The organism is Rhizobium sp. 007 (assembly GCF_015353075.1).
Lineage (GTDB): Bacteria > Pseudomonadota > Alphaproteobacteria > Rhizobiales > Rhizobiaceae > Rhizobium.
The window spans coordinates 647,348-664,457 of record NZ_CP064188.1 but is presented as its reverse complement, the minus strand read 5'-3'; the positions used below and the strand labels follow the sequence as shown (position 1 = coordinate 664,457).

The following is a 17,110-nucleotide window of genomic DNA, read 5'->3' as shown; positions in this document are numbered from 1 at the left end:
ATCACTCTCTGCTCGGGAGGTCGGCAACCGCCGTGCCGGCGTCGATCGCCGTGCATTTATCCTGTTCAAAGGCAGCCTTCGCCAGCGCCCGTTCCAGCACTTCGGCGGCGCGCGCGATCGGAACGAAGCAAACGCCGGTTTCATCGGCAACGACGATGTCTCCGGGCGAGACGCGAACGCCAGCAATCTGAATGTCGCCATTGATCTCCACGGTTTCTATGCGCCACTTGCCCGTGACCGGAGTGATCTCGGTGGCCCAGAGCGGATAGTCGACGCGACGGGAATGGCCGACGTCACGGATGCCGCCGAAGACGATGGCGCCAGCTTCGCCTTGGCGCTTGCCTGTCTGCGCCGAGATGCCGCCCATGTTGGAGACGCCCGCAACACCGTCAATCACGACGACGTCGCCAGGTAGCGCCAGATTGTGCGCTTCGAATTCGGCCATGCGGTTCACGTGGCCGCGGGCGGTTTCATAGACGTGCTCGCGCTGCATGATGTTGCGCACGGTAAGCGCCGGCCCGACGATGCTTGCGTTTGGCAGGGTCGGCTTGAGAGCCGTGGCTCCGATAGCGCCGGTGATGCCCAACTCGTCCATGACGTCAGCGATGACGCTGGTTGCGTCGGCGATGCGCTTGAACTTCTCGATCAGACCCTGGGGCGGGCGCGGAGTGCGCAGGAGACGAATACGATCGGGGCTGATCTTTCCGGTCAGCTTCGGCAGCAGGTCTCCTGCAGCAGCATCATTCATGAAGAAAATCCTTACAGCATCTGGGCGCAGTCTTCGATTGCAAGCGCGTATTGATACAAAGCTTAGGCGGAACTCTCTTTGCACAGAGTTGCCCAAAAGAACTGGATGGTCCAATTTAGATTCCCAAGGTACCATTATCACCGAGGTGAATAACATGCGGCTCGACCTCAACTTGCTCGTGGTAATCGAAGCCATTATGTTGGAACGAAACGTCACGCGCGCAGCAGCCAGCCTGGCAATGAGCCAACCGGCCGTCAGCAACGCGCTTCGCCGCGCTCGAAAGCTGACGCGCGACCAGTTGTTCCTCAAGGTCGCCGACGGCGTCCAGCCTACATCACGGATGCTGGCGATCTGGCCCGAGCTTCATCATTCGCTGGCGGTGATCCGAGCATCGATCGCACCCGAGAATTTTGATCCGCGCTCGGACCCGACCAGCTTCCGGATTGCGGTTACGGACAGCCTGGCGTCGGAAGCAGTCACCGGCATCGCGTTGAAACTGAGGGCCATGGCCCCTTATGCCCGGGTCGCGTTTACTTTCCACACCAATACCACCTCCCTCGACGGCATCGAGCGCGGTACGCTTGACTGTGCAGTCGGCATGTTTCCAGCGCTTCCACGTGGTATCCATGTGCAGGGTCTTCGTACGGATCACTACGTGTGTGTCATGCGGCGCGAACACGCATTGGAGCGAGGGATGACGCTTGATCAGTTTGTGGCGGCTTCTCACATGCTGGTGACACCGTCGGGAATGGATCTTGGCGCGGTGGATGGCTGGCTGAGCCTTCATGGTCGTACGCGGATGATCGTCACCGTCGTCAACCATTTTGCTGATGCCTTGCGGATCGTCGCGCAAAGCGACCTCCTGACCTGCGTGCCAAGCGGCTTCATCAACGGACCCGACCACAGGTTTGCCGCGCAGCATGAGTTGGTGGTCCGCTCCTTGCCCTTCGAAACCGAGAAGCTGGTCTACAAACTTGTCTGGCATGAACGGTTGCACACTCACCCCGCCCACCAATGGTTTCGGTCGCTCGTTGCCGGGGTTTGCGGAATTCCCGGCGAAACGACGCAGCCAAGCGCCACAACGTCTCCGTCGTGATGCTCAGGAGCGATTCTGGTCGATGGACCCGCCCCTGCCCCGATCCTAGCGCGCTTTAAGCAAAATAGTCAGGCCCAACCATGGGATGCTGCTCCTATCGGTCACGCCGCAAGCACTCGCCGAAGCCGTCCTTTATTAAACTGAGCGCTTTACGCTTCTCAGAAAGCTTTCGAAAATGGGGCCAGAAATCCGCGAAGGCCAATTCCTTGCGATGTTTCAAAACAACCTGTCCAAGAAGCTTCATCCCCACCGCAAGAACGCTTGCTTCGTCGTCAGGAACGATGGCCTTTGTTCTGACAATGTCTGCGATGTCGATGATATCGTCATGACTCACAATGCCGAACTGCAATGTACGGCCTTGTCTCGATCCTTCGCCACTGTCTGCAATGTGCTGAAGTATTACACGGTATTTGTTCGACATCGATTTCGCTTTCGTCCAGAGTTGATTGCACCGACGCGCCGACCTTCGACCTAGATTTCCTTGAGGAGGTCGTTTTTCGAGGCGACGCCTTTTGTCCGACGATGCTGGCTTCAGCGCTGGCAGTACCAGTCGAAAGCAAGCGTCTGATCATCGGACAGATGGTCGTTGAGCTGGCGCTCGATGACCACCATGATCTCGTCGAGCTGCGACACATCGACGGCTTCGATCCAACAGTTTAAGCCCTGAGCGTCTGCTATAAGCGTGACGCGCGCCGGCGCGCTCCATGCTCGTGTCCCGATCTGCGGAGGGAAGACGACAGTGCAGCTGTGTTCGTAAACCAATACCCGGTACCAGCCTTCCCATCGTAACGCGGCATCCTTAAGCAGGCGGCAAGCATTGTCGGTCGAGACGCGGGCCATGGTTAGAATCGCGCAATCCGGCGAAGGCGACGGCTCGGAACCGATCATAGGGTCGATTCTTTCACTTCTTGTGGGAAGTTCGCTCGATCCATCCTTCGAAATCCCTGACCCAGTTCTGCAAGAAGGATCTGGTGCTCTCGTTAGTGATGCTGCCGTCCTCGTCGAACAGCTCGGCCTTCCAAGTCAGATAGATCTCTGGCTGACCCATCACAATCACGTGCGCCGCGTTCAGTACACTCTTCAGCTGACTTTGCCCGACTGCAGTTCCAATGGCGCCAGGAGAGGTCCCCACGACGGCACCTGGCATTCCGGCAAAGGAGTTTTGGCCATAGGGCCGCGTTCCCCAGTCGATGGAGTTCTTCAAAACGGCTGTGAAGGACCGGTTGTACTCTTGTGAAACGAAAAGTACGCCGTCGGCCTGCTCGATCTGTCGTTTCATCCTCGTAATCGAGGTAGGGATATCGTCCCAGAGATCCTCGTTGTACATCGGAACCTCACTGAGCTCGATGAAATCGAATTCGAGCCGATCTTCGGCAAGGCGCGCGAGTGCCTTGGCAAGTCTTCTGTTGATCGAGTCACGCCGGAGTGATCCGACCAGCACGGCGATTTTTTTCATGTTATTTCTCTGCGTTGAATTGGGATGACGGTATGCCGCCGTCCCAACGACGATAATTCATCTTAAGCCTATGTCAAGATATGTCTTAGACAGTCTTTAAAAGAGTGTGATATGCCGAGAACGACAAATAACGACGACTCCCAAGCCGCGAGCAGTCCTCGAAGGATGCTCGATGGCGATGAGCTGGGATTCCTTTTTCTGCTGCTTCTCGACGATGGCGACGCGCGGCACGGCTATGATCTCATCCGAGAAATCAAAACACGGTCTGGGGGCAACTACGCGCCAAGCTCCGGCATCGTCTACCCGCGCCTGGCGCTGATGTCAGACCTTGGCCAGATTGAATCGAGGCAAGCCCAGGAAAAAAGGCGTGCCTATTCGTTGACCCAGACAGGGCGCAGTTTCCTTCATGAGCATCTTGACGAAGCCCAGGGTGTCCTTGCTCGCATCGAGGCGCTGCGCTTCCGAGGCAGCTCCGTCGCCGCAGGACCTGTCGGACGCGCAATGCAGAATCTCAAGACAGCACTCGGCCAGAGGCTAGCGGGGACATCGGATAAGGAATTGCTTCTCAGCGTTGCGGAGATCATTGACGAGGCGGTGCACAAAATTGAAAGGCTGTGACGCCGATGAACAAGTCGCTCGCTCATCTAGCGATGCTGCCCGCGCAAGGCCTCTGCTTAACATCCGCCATCGCGGTCCGCGAGCTCAGTGCGGTGCTGTGTCCCGCGCGAATGAGTTCGCGCAAATTCTTCGACCGTATAGCCGAACAGGTCACCGCGCTGCTTGCTCGTTTGAACTGCCGAGGAAGACGTCCTGCTCCAGCGTGATTAAAAACTGCTTATGACGATCGTGTGGAACAAGTTGATCGGTCGGATGTTCGTCATTTTCAACCATCAGGATTCTGCGTCATGCGAGTATTACCCGCCATCGCCCTAACTTGCGCCACCTGTCTGACTTCGAACGCGTCCGCTTCCGAAGAAGACTTCTTGAAGTCGATCGAAGGGCAGTGGACGGGCGGCGGAGCGGTCCTGACAAAGCTCGGCGGAAGCAAGGTTGATGTCTCGTGCAAAATGCAATCCGATGCCAAATCGTCCAGCTTTTCGATGAACGGCTCATGCCGAGCGTTTGCCGTTGTCACGCGCAGCTTTACCGCGAACGTCAAGGCGTCTGGAGAAGCATATTCCGGCATTTATGTGGGAATATCCGGTAAGCCGTCGAAACTCGAGGGCAGCCGAGACGGGAATACGATTAAATTCGATGTTACCTGGGCCAATACAATCTATGGGGATCGCCAAGCGAAAATGACGATCGAGAAGGTCGGCGAGGACGGTCTTCGAATTCGAACGATCGATCAAGATCCGGCATCTGGGAAGTTGATTGTCACCACTCAATTAGATTTGCGGCGACGTTGAACGGTTATCGTCCGTCTTTTCCGAGAGGCCCTGTGACGAGAGGCCCTGTGACGGCGGCGTCGCTCCTTGGGCCGTCTACGGTGAGCAAACGCCGGCCATTGGTTCAAAGCTCCGCACTGCCTGGCCGGAGTGTTGATCGAGAGCAGCCGGGTAGGCGCGCCGCATGGTCTCAGGCGGCAGGCTCGTAATATGACGTTAAAGGTCAGCGCTGGTCCGCCGATGCCTTGATGAAATCGATGAATGCGCGCAGCGGCGCCGGCACGAGGCGCCGTCCGGGATAATAGAGAAACGGCCCGGAGAAGGCCTGCCACCAGGGTTCAAGGACGGGTTCGAGGGCGCCGCTATTGAAAAAGGGCCGCAGCCAGTCCTCGAACAGTCCCACGATGCCGACGCCGGCAATCGCGGCATCAACGGCAAGATCGACGGCGCCGCCAATCCCCACGGTCAACGGACCTTCCGGATCGACCCGCACGACTTCGCCTTCGCGCTCGAACTCCCACGGCGTCATCATCGCACCGCTCGGAAAGCGACCGCGTATACAGGCATGGTTGAGCAGATCGCGAGGATGATCGGGCCGCCCATGGCGATCAAGGTAAGCCGGAGAAGCAGCGGTGGCGAACCGCTGGACACGAGGCCCGATCGGCACCGCGATCATATCCTGCTCCAGCCGCTCCTCGTAGCGAATACCGGCATCGCATCCGGCCGCCAATACGTCGACGAAGCTCTCCTCGGCGATCACCTCCAGGCGGATGCCAGGATAGGCTGCGAGGAATGGCGGAACGATGCTGGGTAGCACCAGCCGCGCCGCGCTGACCGGCACGTTCAGGCGCAACGAACCCGCCGGCCGATCGCGAAAGCCGTTCACCACGTCGAGGGCCGACTCCACCTCGCTCAACGCCGGGCCGAGCCGCTCCAGCAGGCCGTGACCAGCTTCGGTCAAGACGACGCTGCGTGTCGTACGGTTGAGCAGCCTGACGCCGAGCTGCGCCTCAAGGCGGCGCACCGCCTCGCTCAAGCCCGACGCGCTTGCGCCGCTTGCGCGCGCTGCGTCGCGAAAGCCCTTGGCGCGCGCCACCGCCACGAAAGCACTGAGATCACCTAGATCGACACTCACTGTTCGCCTCTCCGCACAGCCTGTGCAGATTGTATCCGGTTATCGCGCGGATGGCCAACACCTATCTACGCCTTGATCAGATAAGGGGAAAGATCATGACCAGCACCGAAAACCAATCCGAAACCTTCGTCCTCGGCGACCGCACCGTGAAGCGGCTCGGCTACGGCGCCATGCAACTTGCAGGGCCTGGCGTGTTCGGTCCGCCCAAAGACCGTGATGCAGCATTGGCCGTATTGCGCGAAGCAGTGGGGCGCGGGGTCGATCACATCGACACCAGCGACTTTTACGGCCCGCATGTGACCAACCAGCTGATCCGCGAGGCACTCGCGCCCTACGGTGACGATCTCGTCATCGTCACCAAGATCGGGGCCCGACGCGGCGAGAATGGATCCTGGCTCCCGGCCTTATCGCCGGAAGAACTGTCCCAGGCCGTGCATGACAATTTGCGAAATCTCGGTCTCGACGTGTTGGATGTGGTCAACCTTCGGATCATGTTCGACGCCCATGGCCCGGCCGAGGGATCAATCGAGGCGCCGCTCACCGCCCTGGCCGAGCTCCAGCGGCGGGGTCTGGTGCGACATATCGGATTGAGCAACGTCACCCCCACCAAGTCGCAGAAGGACGCCGGATCGCCAAGATCGTTTGCGTGCAGAACCAGTACAATTTAGCGCATCGGAGGGACGATGCCCTGATTGACGATCTTGCCCGCGACGGCATCGCCTATGTGCCGTTCTTTCCGCTCGGCGGGTTCAATCCGCTGCAGTCGTCTATCTTGTCCGACGCCGCTCAACGCCTCGGCGCCACGCCATTGCAGGTCGCTCTCGCCTGGCTGCTTCGTCGGGCGCCGAACATCCTACTGATCCCCGGCACGTCCTCGGTCGCGCATCTGCGCGAGAACCTCGCCGCGGCGGAACTTGATCTGCCGAATGATACGCTTGATGCATTGGACGGCATTGCAGCGAGCGTCAGTTCCCCCTGAAGAGCCGGCGATTCCCTTGCTTCGGGGCGCAGCCGGCCGTCGGCAATCGGGTGGAAAGCTGGCAGCGCGATCGTGGTCGGTAAAGTCCGCTTTTCACTATGAACTCGGTTCAGCCGCACTGCGCTGCAGCAAGTACTTGCTTTGAACGCCACAGCTCCCGCCGTCCCGTTATCGACATGGGACGGTATTGGGGTATCCACACCTTGGATCAGAACAGGAAAAGGCCGCTTATCTCAGGGAGGGAGATCGGAGCGCGTCAGTCCGGCTCCACTGGTCGGATCGTATCGACCGAGACGTCGCCATCAAGGATCCCGCGCGAAACGTCGGTACGATCACGGTCGATCTCGATTACGGTGTAAAGCTTGTCGTCCCGGAAAGCGCTCGCATTAGCTGTCGTCACGTCTTCGGCAGGCGCTGCATCGACCTCCATGAAGTCCAGCTCGCGGCTCGCCGCCATGATCCGTGCGTCGCCTGGCGTCCTCGCCGCCACTACGACAACTCCATGTCCTGGAGAATTGGCCCATCTTGGATCGTTCGGTGCGGCGATCGGTTCGAGACGATAGATGCTGAGTGGTTCCCCAGCGCTGCCGGGCGCGCCCTGCGCGGCCGCGTCAGCGATCTGCGCCTGGCTTTCGACCGAACGCCCGAACGTAGTCGGGCTGCTTGCATTGTTGATCGTGTCGGTACCTGTCTTCGAAACGTTCGACATAACGTCCTCCATAACAAACAATAACGATAGCGGCACCCATCTGTTCCTAACTCCAGAACTCGCAGGGACCTGGGCCGGGACGGCGCTCAAGGCGAAGCTGATCCTTAAGTCCCAGGCGCAGACCAAGTTCGCAGGGCAACAGGAGTGTTAAGGGTCCCGGCCCGCCATGACCGTTTTATTGACCCACGTAAGAGCGCGCTTTCAAATGGGCCGCCCGGTTGAGCGGTCTGTCTACGTGGGGCTGGAATGTTCAGCGCGTCACGTAGACGTCTTCGTCCCGCACGACGTGTGTCGTGCCGACGGCGCCGCCGATCCAAGCCGCGATAGCACCTACGGCTAGAGCGATGAATGCCAGGATCGCTCCCGCCGAGAACGCTGTCGCTGCGGTTTCGGCGGCCTCGGTCGCCTGCTGCTTCGCCTGGGCAACGGCGTCCTTGTACTGCTCCTCGTACTGGGCCACCTGCTGCTTGGCCTGATCGACAGGAATGTTCTGAGCTCGGGCGATGGCGTCGGCAGCGCGATTGCGTGCCTCTTCTGCCTTGGTTTGGTCGCCTGTCAGAACTGCGCGCACGGAGGCGACTGCGGCATCGCGCAGCGCTGCTGGATCGTTGCCGCCACTTGCGTCGCGGATGCTCTGCTCGACGCCGGCCATTGGATCGGTGGCCGTCGCAAGTGCCGGAGCTGCAGTCGTGGCGGCTGTGGCCACCGTGGATCCGGCGCTGGAGACGATGCCGCCCAAACCAGAGAAGACGCCACCGACGAGCGCGCCGACGGATGTGGTCAGAAGATAGACGACAACCAGCGTGGTGACAGCCCACGACGTGACGCCATGAAGAGATCCCGTTGAACGAAGGGGGCGTCCGGACAACCGGCTGGCAATGTAGCCGCCGGCAAAGGATGCGATGAGGCCGCTGACGACGAACCAGATTGCCGTGCTGACCGAGAGCGTTGTCGCACTCGGATTATCACTCGAAGCGGGATCGATGACGGCGGCGCCGAGGCCGGCACCCAGGAGGTTGAGCAAGAGCTGGACCACAAGTGCCACTGCGACGCCGGCGAACACGGCGCCCCAGGAGACCTTGTTGAAGGCTGCGGTGAGGTAGGGGTTATCGTCGCGCGTATGAATGTGCGCCACGGATGAAACGGGTTCGGTCATGAGAGTTTCCTTTTTTCACGCGTTCGTGAAGTGGCAATCAAACTCGCAGACGTGCCCATTGTTCCAGGTGGCTGAACTTCATTGGAGCGTACCTTAGGTCGTCAAGGGACCGAGCGCGCTGGTGCCGCGTTCGATGACGAGGACGCGCGTGCGGGCGTCAGACCCAGCGCGCCCGCGAAGTGCTTGTCGACCTTTCTTATTTCACGATCGTTTTTATCTTCGCCATAGCTTCGAGCGTGCGATGGACCGGGCATTTGTCGGCAATTTCAGCAATCTTGCTGCGAAGCTCCCCGGAGACCTCGCCATCGATGGAAATGACGCGCTCGAAACGATCAATCCTGCCGCTACCGCGGCGTTCCGCTTCGGTGCAGTCCTCGCAGTCCTTGACATGAATTTTGGCATGCGAGACGTCAACGCCGATACGCCCCAGCGTCAGCTTCTTGTGATCGGCATAGATACGCAGCGTCATCGAGGTGCAGGCGCCAAGTGCGATCGACAGGAAATCATAGGGCGATGGCCCGGTATCGAGCCCGCCCAGGTTTCCGGGTTCATCTGCGAAAAGCCGATGGCTGCCCGCCTGAACCGAATTCTGGAACTTGCCTTCGCCCGTTTCCGTCACGCGGACATGTTCGATCACCCCCGTGCCCTGCGGCGTGTCGGCGGCGAGATAACGGGTCAGCCATCCCGATATGACCCGTCCGGCGAAGGCTGCGTCCTCGATGTCAGTGAGCAGGTGATCGGCCTTGTCCAGCGAGATGAAGCTCTTGGGATGTCTGGCCGCGAGGAAGATTTCGTTGGCGTTTTCTATTCCGACCGTCTCATCCAGCGGCGCGTGAAGGATGAGGAGCGGCTTTTTTAGGCTCGCAACCGCATCCTTGATACGGTGTGCACGCGCGTCCTCGACAAATTGCTTTCTGAGAAGGAACGTACGCCCGGCGAGATCGACTTCGGCCGCACCACTTTTTTCGATTTCCTCGAGGCTCGTCCCGAAATTCTTCAACACGTGGCCGACATCGGCTGGCGCACCGATCGTGGCAACGGCGCGCACTTCAGGTATGTTCCTGGCGACGGCCAGCACCGCTGCGCCGCCGAGCGAGTGGCCGATCAGCACTGACGGTGCCCGATAGTGCTGACGAAGATAGTCGGCCGCCGAAAGCAGGTCGGCAACATTGGAGGAGAAATTTGTCGAAGCAAACTCGCCTTCGCTCGATCCCAAACCCGTGAAATCAAAACGCATGACAGCGATACCTTCGCGCGCAAGCTCTGCTGCAATGCGGCGAGCTGCGGCCAAATCCTTGGAGCAGGTGAAGCAATGGGCAAAAAGTGCGTAGGCGCGTAAAGGCCCGTTCGGCATGTCGAGGCGGGCAGCCAGGGTTGCGCCGGAATGGCCGGCAAATTGAAGCCGTTGCGTGTTGAAGGCCATGGGAATGCTCCGTCGCTGTGAGGAAATAAGCATTCTACATCAGCGACGGAGACCGACTACCTAGATGTTCGGTCAGAGCCCAATCTTTGCCTGGATGTTTGTGACAGCGGAGCCCCGGCACTGCCGGCGCTCCTTGGTGGCGGCGTCCAAACTGCACGACGTGCTCCTGTTATGGCCCGGCGTATCCGCCGCACTTTTCAGGATTGGTTCGAAGGGGCTCCGCCAATCTGCCTGGCAGGAGAAAGGCGGCCGGTTACTCGGCCGCCGACCGCCGTGGCAGCACCCAGTTGGCGCGCGGGAAGTGGCAGGTGTAGCCGTTTGGATAGTGCTCCAGGTAATCCTGATGCTCGGGCTCCGCCTGCCAGAAATCTCCCGCCGGCTCGACCTCGGTCACCGCCTTGCCGGGCCAAAGACCCGAAGCGTCGACGTCTGCGATGGTGTCCTCGGCTATTTTCTTCTGCTCGTCGTCAACGTAATAGATCGCCGACCGGTAGGAGGCGCCGACATCGTTGCCCTGCCGGTTTCTTGTCGTCGGATCATGGATCTGGAAGAAAAACTCCAGAATCCGCCTGTAGCTGATCGTCTCGGGATCGAAGATGATCTCGATGCCTTCGGCGTGGGTACCGTGATTTCGGTAGGTCGCGTTCGGCACATCGCCGCCGGTGTAGCCGACGCGGGTCTGAATGACCCCGGGCAGCTTGCGGATCAAGTCCTGCATTCCCCAGAAGCAACCACCAGCCAGAACAGCTTTCTCGGTCATTTAGATATCCTCCACCTGGTTGAGATACGCACCGTAGCCCTCGGCGTCCATTTCGTCGCGCGGAATGAAGCGCAGGGCTGCGGAATTGATGCAGTAACGTAGGCCGCCCTGGTCTTGAGGACCGTCGGGAAAAACGTGTCCGAGGTGGCTGTCGCCATGCGCGGAGCGCACCTCGGTACGGGTCATGCCGTGGGAGCCATCCCGCAGTTCCTTGACGTTTGCCGACACGATCGGCTTGGTGAAGCTCGGCCAGCCGCAGCCGGAATCGAACTTGTCGGCCGAGGCAAACAGCGGCTCGCCGGAAACGATGTCGACATAGATCCCCGACCTCTTGTTGTCATGATAATCCCCTGTAAAGGGGCGTTCGGTGCCGTTTTGCTGGGTCACCCGATATTGCTCGGACGTGAGTTTGCTAACCGCTTCGTCGGTCTTTGCGTAGGTCATTGCCTATCTCCGTTCTCGGATTTGTTGCCTGAATATGGCGAAGGCCCACGGGGATTCCCAATATCAGCTGTGTATAGATTCAATAGCCGTACGATCAGGACAGTTCTGCCCGCTTACGCCCAGTTGTGCCGAGCTGCCATCTGCGCGATCTTGCGGATCTCGAGCGGCGTACCGGAACCGGAGACCGTCACGAATACCAGTTCGCGTTCCAATGATATCCCTTCAACCGGGCGTGTCGCTATGCCCTGCACGACGACGGACCGCTCGGGCATGATGCAGATCGCGCGGCCTTCGGCTACCATTTGCTGGACCCAGTCCTCGCGCTCGGCACTGAAGCGCGGTTGCATGACCGCATCATGGTCCATCAGGTGCTCGGTGATCTCGGTGTGGAACTCGCAGGCCAGCCGGTCGACGTAAGGATAGGCGGCAATTGCCTCGGTACTGACGACATCTTTGCCCGCCAGCGGATGGCTCTGCGCGCAGGCAAGGAGGAATCGCTCGGAAAACAGCGGCACGACGTTGAGCTTGGGGTTGGGACGCGGCGCCCGCGGCAGGATGCAGGCGTGGTACTTGCCCGAGAGCACTTCGTCCGCACTTTCTCCAGCCAACAGCTGATGCATGTTGATCTTTATAGAAGGAAGCTTTCCAAGCGCGTCGTCGAAGAATGCGGCAAAGGCAGCGGGGCCAATGGTTGGGGCAACAGCGATGTCGAGAATACGGCGTCGGCCGAGCACCGTGCTCTCGGAATGCTCGAGCACGTTTCGAAGCGCGAGTTCAATCCGCATGAACTCGGCCTGGACGTCGCGGCCAAGCGCGGTAAGGCGGCTGTCCTTGCCATCGCGATAGATCAGTGGACTGCCCAATTCCTCCTCTAGACGCTGGATTGCTCGAGTGAGACTTGGCTGCGAGACACCACTTCGACGTGCGGCTTCGGTGAAATTCAAGGTTTCCGCCAAATTGAGAAAGTACCTGACCTGATTGATGTCCATGGATCACTTCTTGCGTGGGTTTGACGGGGATTGCCATCAAGGTGGAAGCGAGATGCGCGGGTTTCGAGCTTGCCTAGGAGTGAATACAGATCAGCAATGGTTTGTGCCACTCCTGGAGAGCGCCTGCCCCCGATGAGGTACCCGGTGCAGGCGATTATTTTCCGCGGGGGCAGTGCGATCAGAGCTCTCTTCTATCGGACCAAGAAAGCCATTGCGATGGTCATAGTCGGCCCGCGCTTAGGTGCAACGGCGCAAAGCGCAGTCCGAATTCGTCGACCTCCATGGGCGGAAATGCATCAAGCACCCTTGGAGCGGCCGCGGCGCGAAGCCGAGTTGCGCCTTCGCACGGCTGTTGGAGGTTGCAGTCAGGCGGGTGTGGTAGTAGACCGCTTCCTCGCCCGCCGATTTCAGCGCGCCCTCGACGCTCACGTGCGGAGGCTCCGCCGCACAGACCCACCGGGCGAGGGCGGCAGGCATTCGGTCGGCCACGGACAGGGGATCGTGATCGACGACATTGTAGCCCCGGCTCGGCCGTAAGCGAGGCGATCGCGTCATCGATGTGGACGAACGACCAGACGGCATTTCCTTCGCCGATGGTCGCCGCTTGGCCCGTGCGCACCTGATCCGCGATGGGCTCCGTCCGATCGGTACAGTAACCAGGAATGCACGCACCGGTAGCTCTAGGATTCATCGGTGGTGAATTTGTGCACCGTAGTCGACTTTAGCGTCTCCTGCGGTTTCAGCACCGTCGTCGGAAAGGACGGCTTGTTCGGCGAATCCGGGAAGTGCTGCGTCTCGAGGCAGAAGCCGTCAGTCTGGCGGTATTGCTGACCGGCCGCGCCGACGAGCGTCGAATCGAGGAAGTTGCCGCTGTAGAACTGGATGCCGGGCTCGGTGGTCGATATCTCCATGATCCGGCCCGAACGAGGCTCGTAGACTCGCGCGGCAAGCGAAAGCCCGCTTTCTGACTTGTTCAGCACGAAGTTGTGATCGTATCCGCGGCCATAGACCATCTGTGGGTCGTTTGCGCGGATGCGTGCGCCGATCGGCATCCCTTGGCGGAAGTCGAACGGCGTGCCGGTCACAAGAAGCGAGCTCCCCGGTCGGGATCAAGGTCGCATCGACCGGCGTGTAGCGATCGGCGTTGATCGTGAGGATGTGATCGCCGATCCCGCCCACACCGTCGCCGGCGAGATTGAAGTAGGAGTGACTCGTGAGATTAACCACGGTTGGTTTATCCGTTGTCGCCTCGTAATCGATGCGCAGCTCGTTGTCGTCGGTGAGAGTATAGACGACCTCGACCGCAAGCGTGCCGGGATAGCCTTCCTCGCCATCTTTGCTCGTATAGCTGAGCCGTGCCGCGGTGCCGCTCTCGCTGGTCAACGGCTCGACCGCCCAGACGACCTTGTCGAAGCCTTTCATGCCGCCATGCAGGCTGTTCGGCCCGTTATTGGCGGCGAGCTGGTACTGCGTGCCGTCGAGCGTGAACTTCGCGGCGCCGATGCGATTGCCATAGCGCCCGATCAAGGCGCCGAAATAGGGATTCTTGGACTCGTAGTCGGCGAGTTCCTTGAATCCGAGCACGATGTTACCGAGCTTGCCCCAGCGGTCGGGCACGTTGATCGCCGTTACGATGCCGCCGTAAGCGATGAACTTGACGGACGCGCCCCTGTCGTTGGTCAGCGTGTAGAGATCGACGGCTTTGCCGTCCTGCGTGTTTCCGAATGGGGTCTTGTCCACAGAGCCGGCTCCGGCGCTCGTTCCCGTCAGCAGCACGCCCATGCCAAACAAGGCCGCGCCGAGTACTGATCCGTGCCAAGTACGCGATATGTTGTGATCGACCCACATCATGGTTTCCTCCCCTAATAGGCCTCTTCGCGGCCGACCTCGGGCGAGCCGCCTGAAGAACCAATTGTAAACTCATCCGACTATTAGCGTAAGCGAATACATGCTGTGCGGGCGACCGGAAGCCGCCGCACGTCGCGAAATTCGGGGCGGCAGCGACTGAAACGTCTCCTTCGCGCCAAACGGCGGACTATTGAAGCACGCCGTCAGTATTAGATTGCCCCCGCCTCATAGGCTATCCTAGTGGGCGGACAGAAGCGCATCTCTGACAGATTGTTGAGGATCACATGCCCTCTAATTTCGTCGCCAACGGCGCAGAGGCCTATGAGGCCAGCATGGGCCGCTGGAGCCGGCGGCTCGCAACACCATTCCTCGAATTCGCAGGCGTGCCATCACGAGGGCGCGTCCTTGACGCGGGATGTGGTACCGGCAGTCCAGCCCTGGCCTTGGCAGCGCACCCTGAGCTGGAGGCCATCGAGGCCCTGGACTTCGAGGAGAGTTTTGTGGCAGCCCTGGAATGGCGCGCGACCGATATCAGGATAGAGGCACGACAAGGTGATGTTTGTGCGTTGCCTTACGAAAACGAGACGTTCGATGGTGTCTATTCGCTTTTGGTCCTTCACTTTGTGTCCGATGCGCATCGAGCAGTGCAGGAGATGCGGCGCGTGTTGCGGCCGCGTGCTGCCGCCGCAGCTGCAGTTTGGGCCTGGGGCGGCATGCCGAGTTGGCGATTGTTTTGGGATGTCGTTCTTGCAATTGAGCCAGAAGCGGCCGGGAACGGAGTGCCCACGGCCAGGAGGCCGCTGACAGAGGAAGGTGAGTTACGCTCGGTGTTTGAGGCCGCCGGTTTCACAGGACTTGCCGACACGAAGCTCACGATCGTAATGGACTACACCAGCTTCGACGACTTTTGGTATCCAACGGTCTACGGGCAAGGCGCCTTTGCAGCTTTCTTCGACGCATTGCCGGAAGCAAGGCGTACTCGACTTCGCGACGCGGTGAGAGCTGCCTATCTTGCCGACGGCCCCGACGGCCCTCGTGGCTTTCCGAGCTTTGCTTGGGCGGTCCGAGGTACTGCTTGAAGTATTCCGCACAACGGGCGGCTACATATCTGCGCGAACGGGTTTCGACGCCTGGATTGAGGTGACGGACGTGGGCGGGTGGATGGCTGAGCGGATCGCGCGCCTGAAGCATCATTTTGAAAGACAGCAGTGAAAGGATGTCGCTGAAAAGCCCATGGGCGCGATGTATACGTCGCGTTCGGGGGGCTAAGGCGCGACGGCAAAGAACAAGAACACTGCAAAGACGACCAGGTGCACGATGCCCTGAAGCACCGTGGTCCGGCCCGTACCCAATGTGATCACACTGATGATAAGCGTAAGCACCAGCAGAGTCTGGTCCTTCTCCTCCAGGCCAAGCGCAAGGGGCTGATCAAGCATGATCGAAACCAGCGCAACCACCGGGATGGTCAAGCCAATTGTCGCAAGTGCTGATCCCAGCGCCAGGTTCAGGCTGGTCTGCAACCGGTTGGCCTGCGCTGCTCGAAGCGCCGCCAGACACTCCGGAAGCAACACCACGCCCGCGATGACGATCCCGACTACGGCTTTTGGCATGCCGAGCCAGTTTATTCCTGCCTCCACCGACGGCGTGAGCGCTTTCGCGAGCCCCACTACCACCACGAGCGCGACAAGCAGCAAGGCTGCGCTGGTGGCTGCCGTCCTGTTTGACGGCAACGGAGCATGCGCATCCTCGCTATCAGCCTCGAGCGGCAGGAAGTAGTCGCGGTGCCGCGCGGTCTGGATGAAGATGAACGAGCCATAGAGGACCAACGAAACTGTACCGGCGAAGACAAGTTGCGGTGTGCTGAACATCGGCCCGGCTGCGGTCGCGACGACGTTTGGTACCACCAGCGTCAGGACGGTGAGCGCGGCCAGAACGGCCAAGGCGGCACTCGCCCCCTGGAGCTGAAATCCCTGTTCATGGTGGCGCATGCCCCCCGAAAGCAGGCACAGGCCGACGATGCCGTTCATCACGATCATGACCGCGGCGAACACGGTGTCTCGTGCCAGCCCCGCTTTTTCCGCCGGAGCTCCGATCATCACCGAGACGATCAGGGCCACCTCGATCACCGTGACGGCGATGGCCAGCACCAGAGTGCCAAGCGGCTCGCCGACCCGGTGTGCGACGACCTCGGCGTGGAACACGGCGGCAAAGACGGTGGCGATCAATGCTACTCCAGCAGCCGCAGCAACAAAGCCCCCGAGGCCCGTAAATGGCGTCGCCAACAGGATCGCCAATGCCACTGCAGGCGACACCCATGCCCACCACGGTGTTTGTTCTGCTGCCAAGACGGTGAGGACCCATTGTTCCGCCGATACAGCATACGCATGGAAGGACTCCGTAGGCAACCTCACGTCGCACTCCGAACGCCAGAGTCTGGCTCCGGAGCGAGACATATGGTTCTATAGACGTTCGATGCAGTGCGGTGTGCGCCGAGCCGAAAGGCTCTCTTCACTCATTTAGAAGTATTGACAGTGGTCCGCCTTTATTGCCTTCTCAGTCAGGAACCAGCCTGGGTCAACGATGCCGTCCGCCTCCGCGATAAGGTCTGAATCATGCACCTCGAACGTTTGTGCCGCATAGCGGCAGCCGTAGAGATGCACGTTGCCGGTCCCGGCGAGAAGTTTCAGGAAATCCTCGATCTCGGTCGGCTCGCCGTCCGCGGCCATTCGGGCGCGCAACCATTCTGTCTCATCCCTGTGTCTGTCGTCCACCGAGAGGGAGGCCGCTCCCTTGCTGGTCAGCGCCTTCACCGCCCAGAGCAGAAAGAGCATGTCAACCTTCACGCCGTTGCGGGCCTGAGTGTAGGCAAAGGTCAGCGGCGTGAGGATTTTGTCGTAGGCGTCGTCGCGCACGATGATTGCGAGGTGCTTCATGGTGAAATCTCCAATGGTTGCGGGCCCTTGTCTCGCCCATGACGCG

19 protein-coding genes and 3 pseudogenes are annotated in these 17,110 nt (G+C 60.1%); 5 read left to right on the top strand and 17 right to left on the bottom strand.

The window, feature by feature from the left end:
• Position 1 precedes the first annotated feature (1 nt).
• Complete coding sequence (locus ISN39_RS24265) at positions 2-748, bottom strand: RraA family protein (RefSeq protein ID WP_194730776.1); 747 nt, start codon at positions 746-748, stop codon at positions 2-4.
• Positions 749-902: 154 nt separating this feature from the next.
• Between ISN39_RS24265 and ISN39_RS24260 the strand changes: the two genes are divergently transcribed.
• Positions 903-1,844 (top strand): LysR family transcriptional regulator, encoded by a 942-nt coding sequence (locus tag ISN39_RS24260; protein WP_194730775.1) that lies wholly within the window; start codon positions 903-905, stop codon positions 1,842-1,844.
• 94 nt (positions 1,845-1,938) lie between these two features.
• Here the strand turns inward: ISN39_RS24260 and ISN39_RS24255 are convergent, their stop codons facing one another.
• From ISN39_RS24255 to ISN39_RS24245, 3 genes are all read right to left on the bottom strand, one after another.
• Positions 1,939-2,265: a DUF3861 family protein gene (locus tag ISN39_RS24255; RefSeq protein ID WP_194730774.1), complete on the bottom strand. Its 327-nt coding sequence runs from the start codon at positions 2,263-2,265 to the stop codon at positions 1,939-1,941.
• Between the two features lie 110 nt (positions 2,266-2,375).
• The gene (locus ISN39_RS24250) at positions 2,376-2,732 is read right to left on the bottom strand and encodes a hypothetical protein (protein ID WP_194730773.1); all 357 of its coding nucleotides are present in this window, start codon (positions 2,730-2,732) and stop codon (positions 2,376-2,378) included.
• A gap of 13 nt (positions 2,733-2,745) precedes the next feature.
• Complete coding sequence (locus ISN39_RS24245) at positions 2,746-3,300, bottom strand: NAD(P)H-dependent oxidoreductase (protein ID WP_194730772.1); 555 nt, start codon at positions 3,298-3,300, stop codon at positions 2,746-2,748.
• Between the two features lie 111 nt (positions 3,301-3,411).
• Here ISN39_RS24245 and ISN39_RS24240 point away from each other — a divergent pair, with 111 nt between their 5' ends.
• Positions 3,412-3,918 carry a PadR family transcriptional regulator gene (locus tag ISN39_RS24240; RefSeq protein ID WP_210388718.1) on the top strand — a complete coding sequence of 169 codons (507 nt, stop codon included), beginning with the start codon at positions 3,412-3,414 and terminating at the stop codon, positions 3,916-3,918.
• A 150-nt stretch (positions 3,919-4,068) separates the two neighbouring features.
• On the opposite strand, the gene ISN39_RS37690 is transcribed toward ISN39_RS24240, so the two are convergent.
• Positions 4,069-4,191, bottom strand: coding sequence for a hypothetical protein (locus ISN39_RS37690; protein WP_281438323.1), 123 nt, complete (start codon positions 4,189-4,191; stop codon positions 4,069-4,071).
• A 92-nt stretch (positions 4,192-4,283) separates the two neighbouring features.
• Here ISN39_RS37690 and ISN39_RS24235 point away from each other — a divergent pair, with 92 nt between their 5' ends.
• Positions 4,284-4,709 (top strand): hypothetical protein, encoded by a 426-nt coding sequence (locus ISN39_RS24235; RefSeq protein WP_348651985.1) that lies wholly within the window; start codon positions 4,284-4,286, stop codon positions 4,707-4,709.
• Between the two features lie 202 nt (positions 4,710-4,911).
• Here the strand turns inward: ISN39_RS24235 and ISN39_RS24230 are convergent, their stop codons facing one another.
• Positions 4,912-5,823, bottom strand: a complete 912-nt coding sequence (locus ISN39_RS24230) for a LysR family transcriptional regulator (protein ID WP_194730769.1) — start codon at positions 5,821-5,823, stop codon at positions 4,912-4,914.
• A 95-nt stretch (positions 5,824-5,918) separates the two neighbouring features.
• Between ISN39_RS24230 and ISN39_RS24225 the strand changes: the two are divergent.
• Positions 5,919-6,802: pseudogene (locus ISN39_RS24225) on the top strand (aldo/keto reductase family oxidoreductase).
• Between the two features lie 256 nt (positions 6,803-7,058).
• Here the strand turns inward: ISN39_RS24225 and ISN39_RS24220 are convergent.
• From ISN39_RS24220 to ISN39_RS37980, 9 genes and pseudogenes are all read right to left on the bottom strand, one after another.
• A complete protein-coding gene (locus ISN39_RS24220) occupies positions 7,059-7,511 on the bottom strand; it encodes a hypothetical protein (protein WP_246763414.1) in 453 nt (150 codons plus the stop codon).
• 250 nt (positions 7,512-7,761) lie between these two features.
• Entirely contained in the window at positions 7,762-8,667 is a 906-nt protein-coding gene (locus ISN39_RS24215) for a PhnA-like protein (protein WP_194730768.1), read from the bottom strand.
• Between the two features lie 196 nt (positions 8,668-8,863).
• On the bottom strand, positions 8,864-10,090 hold the full coding sequence (locus tag ISN39_RS24210) for a bifunctional alpha/beta hydrolase/OsmC family protein (RefSeq protein WP_194730767.1): 1,227 nt from the start codon (positions 10,088-10,090) through the stop codon (positions 8,864-8,866).
• A 253-nt stretch (positions 10,091-10,343) separates the two neighbouring features.
• Positions 10,344-10,850, bottom strand: coding sequence for a peptide-methionine (S)-S-oxide reductase MsrA (gene msrA / locus ISN39_RS24205; protein WP_194730766.1), 507 nt, complete (start codon positions 10,848-10,850; stop codon positions 10,344-10,346).
• A complete protein-coding gene (gene msrB, locus ISN39_RS24200) occupies positions 10,851-11,294 on the bottom strand; it encodes a peptide-methionine (R)-S-oxide reductase MsrB (protein WP_194730765.1) in 444 nt (147 codons plus the stop codon).
• A 113-nt stretch (positions 11,295-11,407) separates the two neighbouring features.
• Entirely contained in the window at positions 11,408-12,283 is an 876-nt protein-coding gene (locus tag ISN39_RS24195) for a LysR family transcriptional regulator (RefSeq protein WP_194730764.1), read from the bottom strand.
• Positions 12,284-12,520: 237 nt separating this feature from the next.
• A pseudogene (locus ISN39_RS36705) lies at positions 12,521-12,914 on the bottom strand (hypothetical protein); the annotation flags it as partial.
• A gap of 49 nt (positions 12,915-12,963) precedes the next feature.
• Entirely contained in the window at positions 12,964-13,335 is a 372-nt protein-coding gene (locus ISN39_RS37985; RefSeq protein ID WP_348651984.1) for a hypothetical protein, read from the bottom strand.
• A 97-nt stretch (positions 13,336-13,432) separates the two neighbouring features.
• A pseudogene (locus tag ISN39_RS37980) lies at positions 13,433-14,065 on the bottom strand (aldose epimerase family protein); the annotation flags it as partial.
• A gap of 398 nt (positions 14,066-14,463) precedes the next feature.
• Here ISN39_RS37980 and ISN39_RS24185 point away from each other — a divergent pair.
• Positions 14,464-15,210, top strand: a complete 747-nt coding sequence (locus ISN39_RS24185; RefSeq protein ID WP_246763413.1) for a class I SAM-dependent methyltransferase — start codon at positions 14,464-14,466, stop codon at positions 15,208-15,210.
• A gap of 186 nt (positions 15,211-15,396) precedes the next feature.
• Here ISN39_RS24185 and ISN39_RS24180 read toward each other — a convergent pair whose 3' ends face one another.
• Together ISN39_RS24180 and ISN39_RS24175 are read right to left on the bottom strand one after the other, a co-directional pair.
• Positions 15,397-16,425: an ionic transporter y4hA gene (locus ISN39_RS24180; RefSeq protein ID WP_246763498.1), complete on the bottom strand. Its 1,029-nt coding sequence runs from the start codon at positions 16,423-16,425 to the stop codon at positions 15,397-15,399.
• Between the two features lie 222 nt (positions 16,426-16,647).
• Positions 16,648-17,064, bottom strand: a complete 417-nt coding sequence (locus ISN39_RS24175; RefSeq protein WP_194730761.1) for a DsrE family protein — start codon at positions 17,062-17,064, stop codon at positions 16,648-16,650.
• Between the last annotated feature and the right edge of the window lie 46 nt (positions 17,065-17,110).

Coding starts and splice junctions, on each gene's coding strand:
- ISN39_RS24245 (WP_194730772.1), bottom strand. CDS start 3,300: ATGAAAAAAATCGCCGTGCTGGTCGGATCACTCCGGCGTGACTCGATC.
- ISN39_RS24210 (WP_194730767.1), bottom strand. CDS start 10,090: ATGGCCTTCAACACGCAACGGCTTCAATTTGCCGGCCATTCCGGCGCA.
- ISN39_RS24220 (WP_246763414.1), bottom strand. CDS start 7,511: ATGTCGAACGTTTCGAAGACAGGTACCGACACGATCAACAATGCAAGC.
- ISN39_RS24185 (WP_246763413.1), top strand. CDS start 14,464: ATGGGCCGCTGGAGCCGGCGGCTCGCAACACCATTCCTCGAATTCGCA.
- msrB (WP_194730765.1), bottom strand. CDS start 11,294: ATGACCTACGCAAAGACCGACGAAGCGGTTAGCAAACTCACGTCCGAG.
- ISN39_RS37690 (WP_281438323.1), bottom strand. CDS start 4,191: ATGGTTGAAAATGACGAACATCCGACCGATCAACTTGTTCCACACGAT.
- ISN39_RS37985 (WP_348651984.1), bottom strand. CDS start 13,335: ATGCCGATCGGCGCACGCATCCGCGCAAACGACCCACAGATGGTCTAT.
- ISN39_RS24195 (WP_194730764.1), bottom strand. CDS start 12,283: ATGGACATCAATCAGGTCAGGTACTTTCTCAATTTGGCGGAAACCTTG.
- ISN39_RS24240 (WP_210388718.1), top strand. CDS start 3,412: ATGCCGAGAACGACAAATAACGACGACTCCCAAGCCGCGAGCAGTCCT.
- ISN39_RS24175 (WP_194730761.1), bottom strand. CDS start 17,064: ATGAAGCACCTCGCAATCATCGTGCGCGACGACGCCTACGACAAAATC.
- ISN39_RS24260 (WP_194730775.1), top strand. CDS start 903: ATGCGGCTCGACCTCAACTTGCTCGTGGTAATCGAAGCCATTATGTTG.
- ISN39_RS24215 (WP_194730768.1), bottom strand. CDS start 8,667: ATGACCGAACCCGTTTCATCCGTGGCGCACATTCATACGCGCGACGAT.
- ISN39_RS24250 (WP_194730773.1), bottom strand. CDS start 2,732: ATGATCGGTTCCGAGCCGTCGCCTTCGCCGGATTGCGCGATTCTAACC.
- msrA (WP_194730766.1), bottom strand. CDS start 10,850: ATGACCGAGAAAGCTGTTCTGGCTGGTGGTTGCTTCTGGGGAATGCAG.
- ISN39_RS24265 (WP_194730776.1), bottom strand. CDS start 748: ATGAATGATGCTGCTGCAGGAGACCTGCTGCCGAAGCTGACCGGAAAG.
- ISN39_RS24255 (WP_194730774.1), bottom strand. CDS start 2,265: ATGTCGAACAAATACCGTGTAATACTTCAGCACATTGCAGACAGTGGC.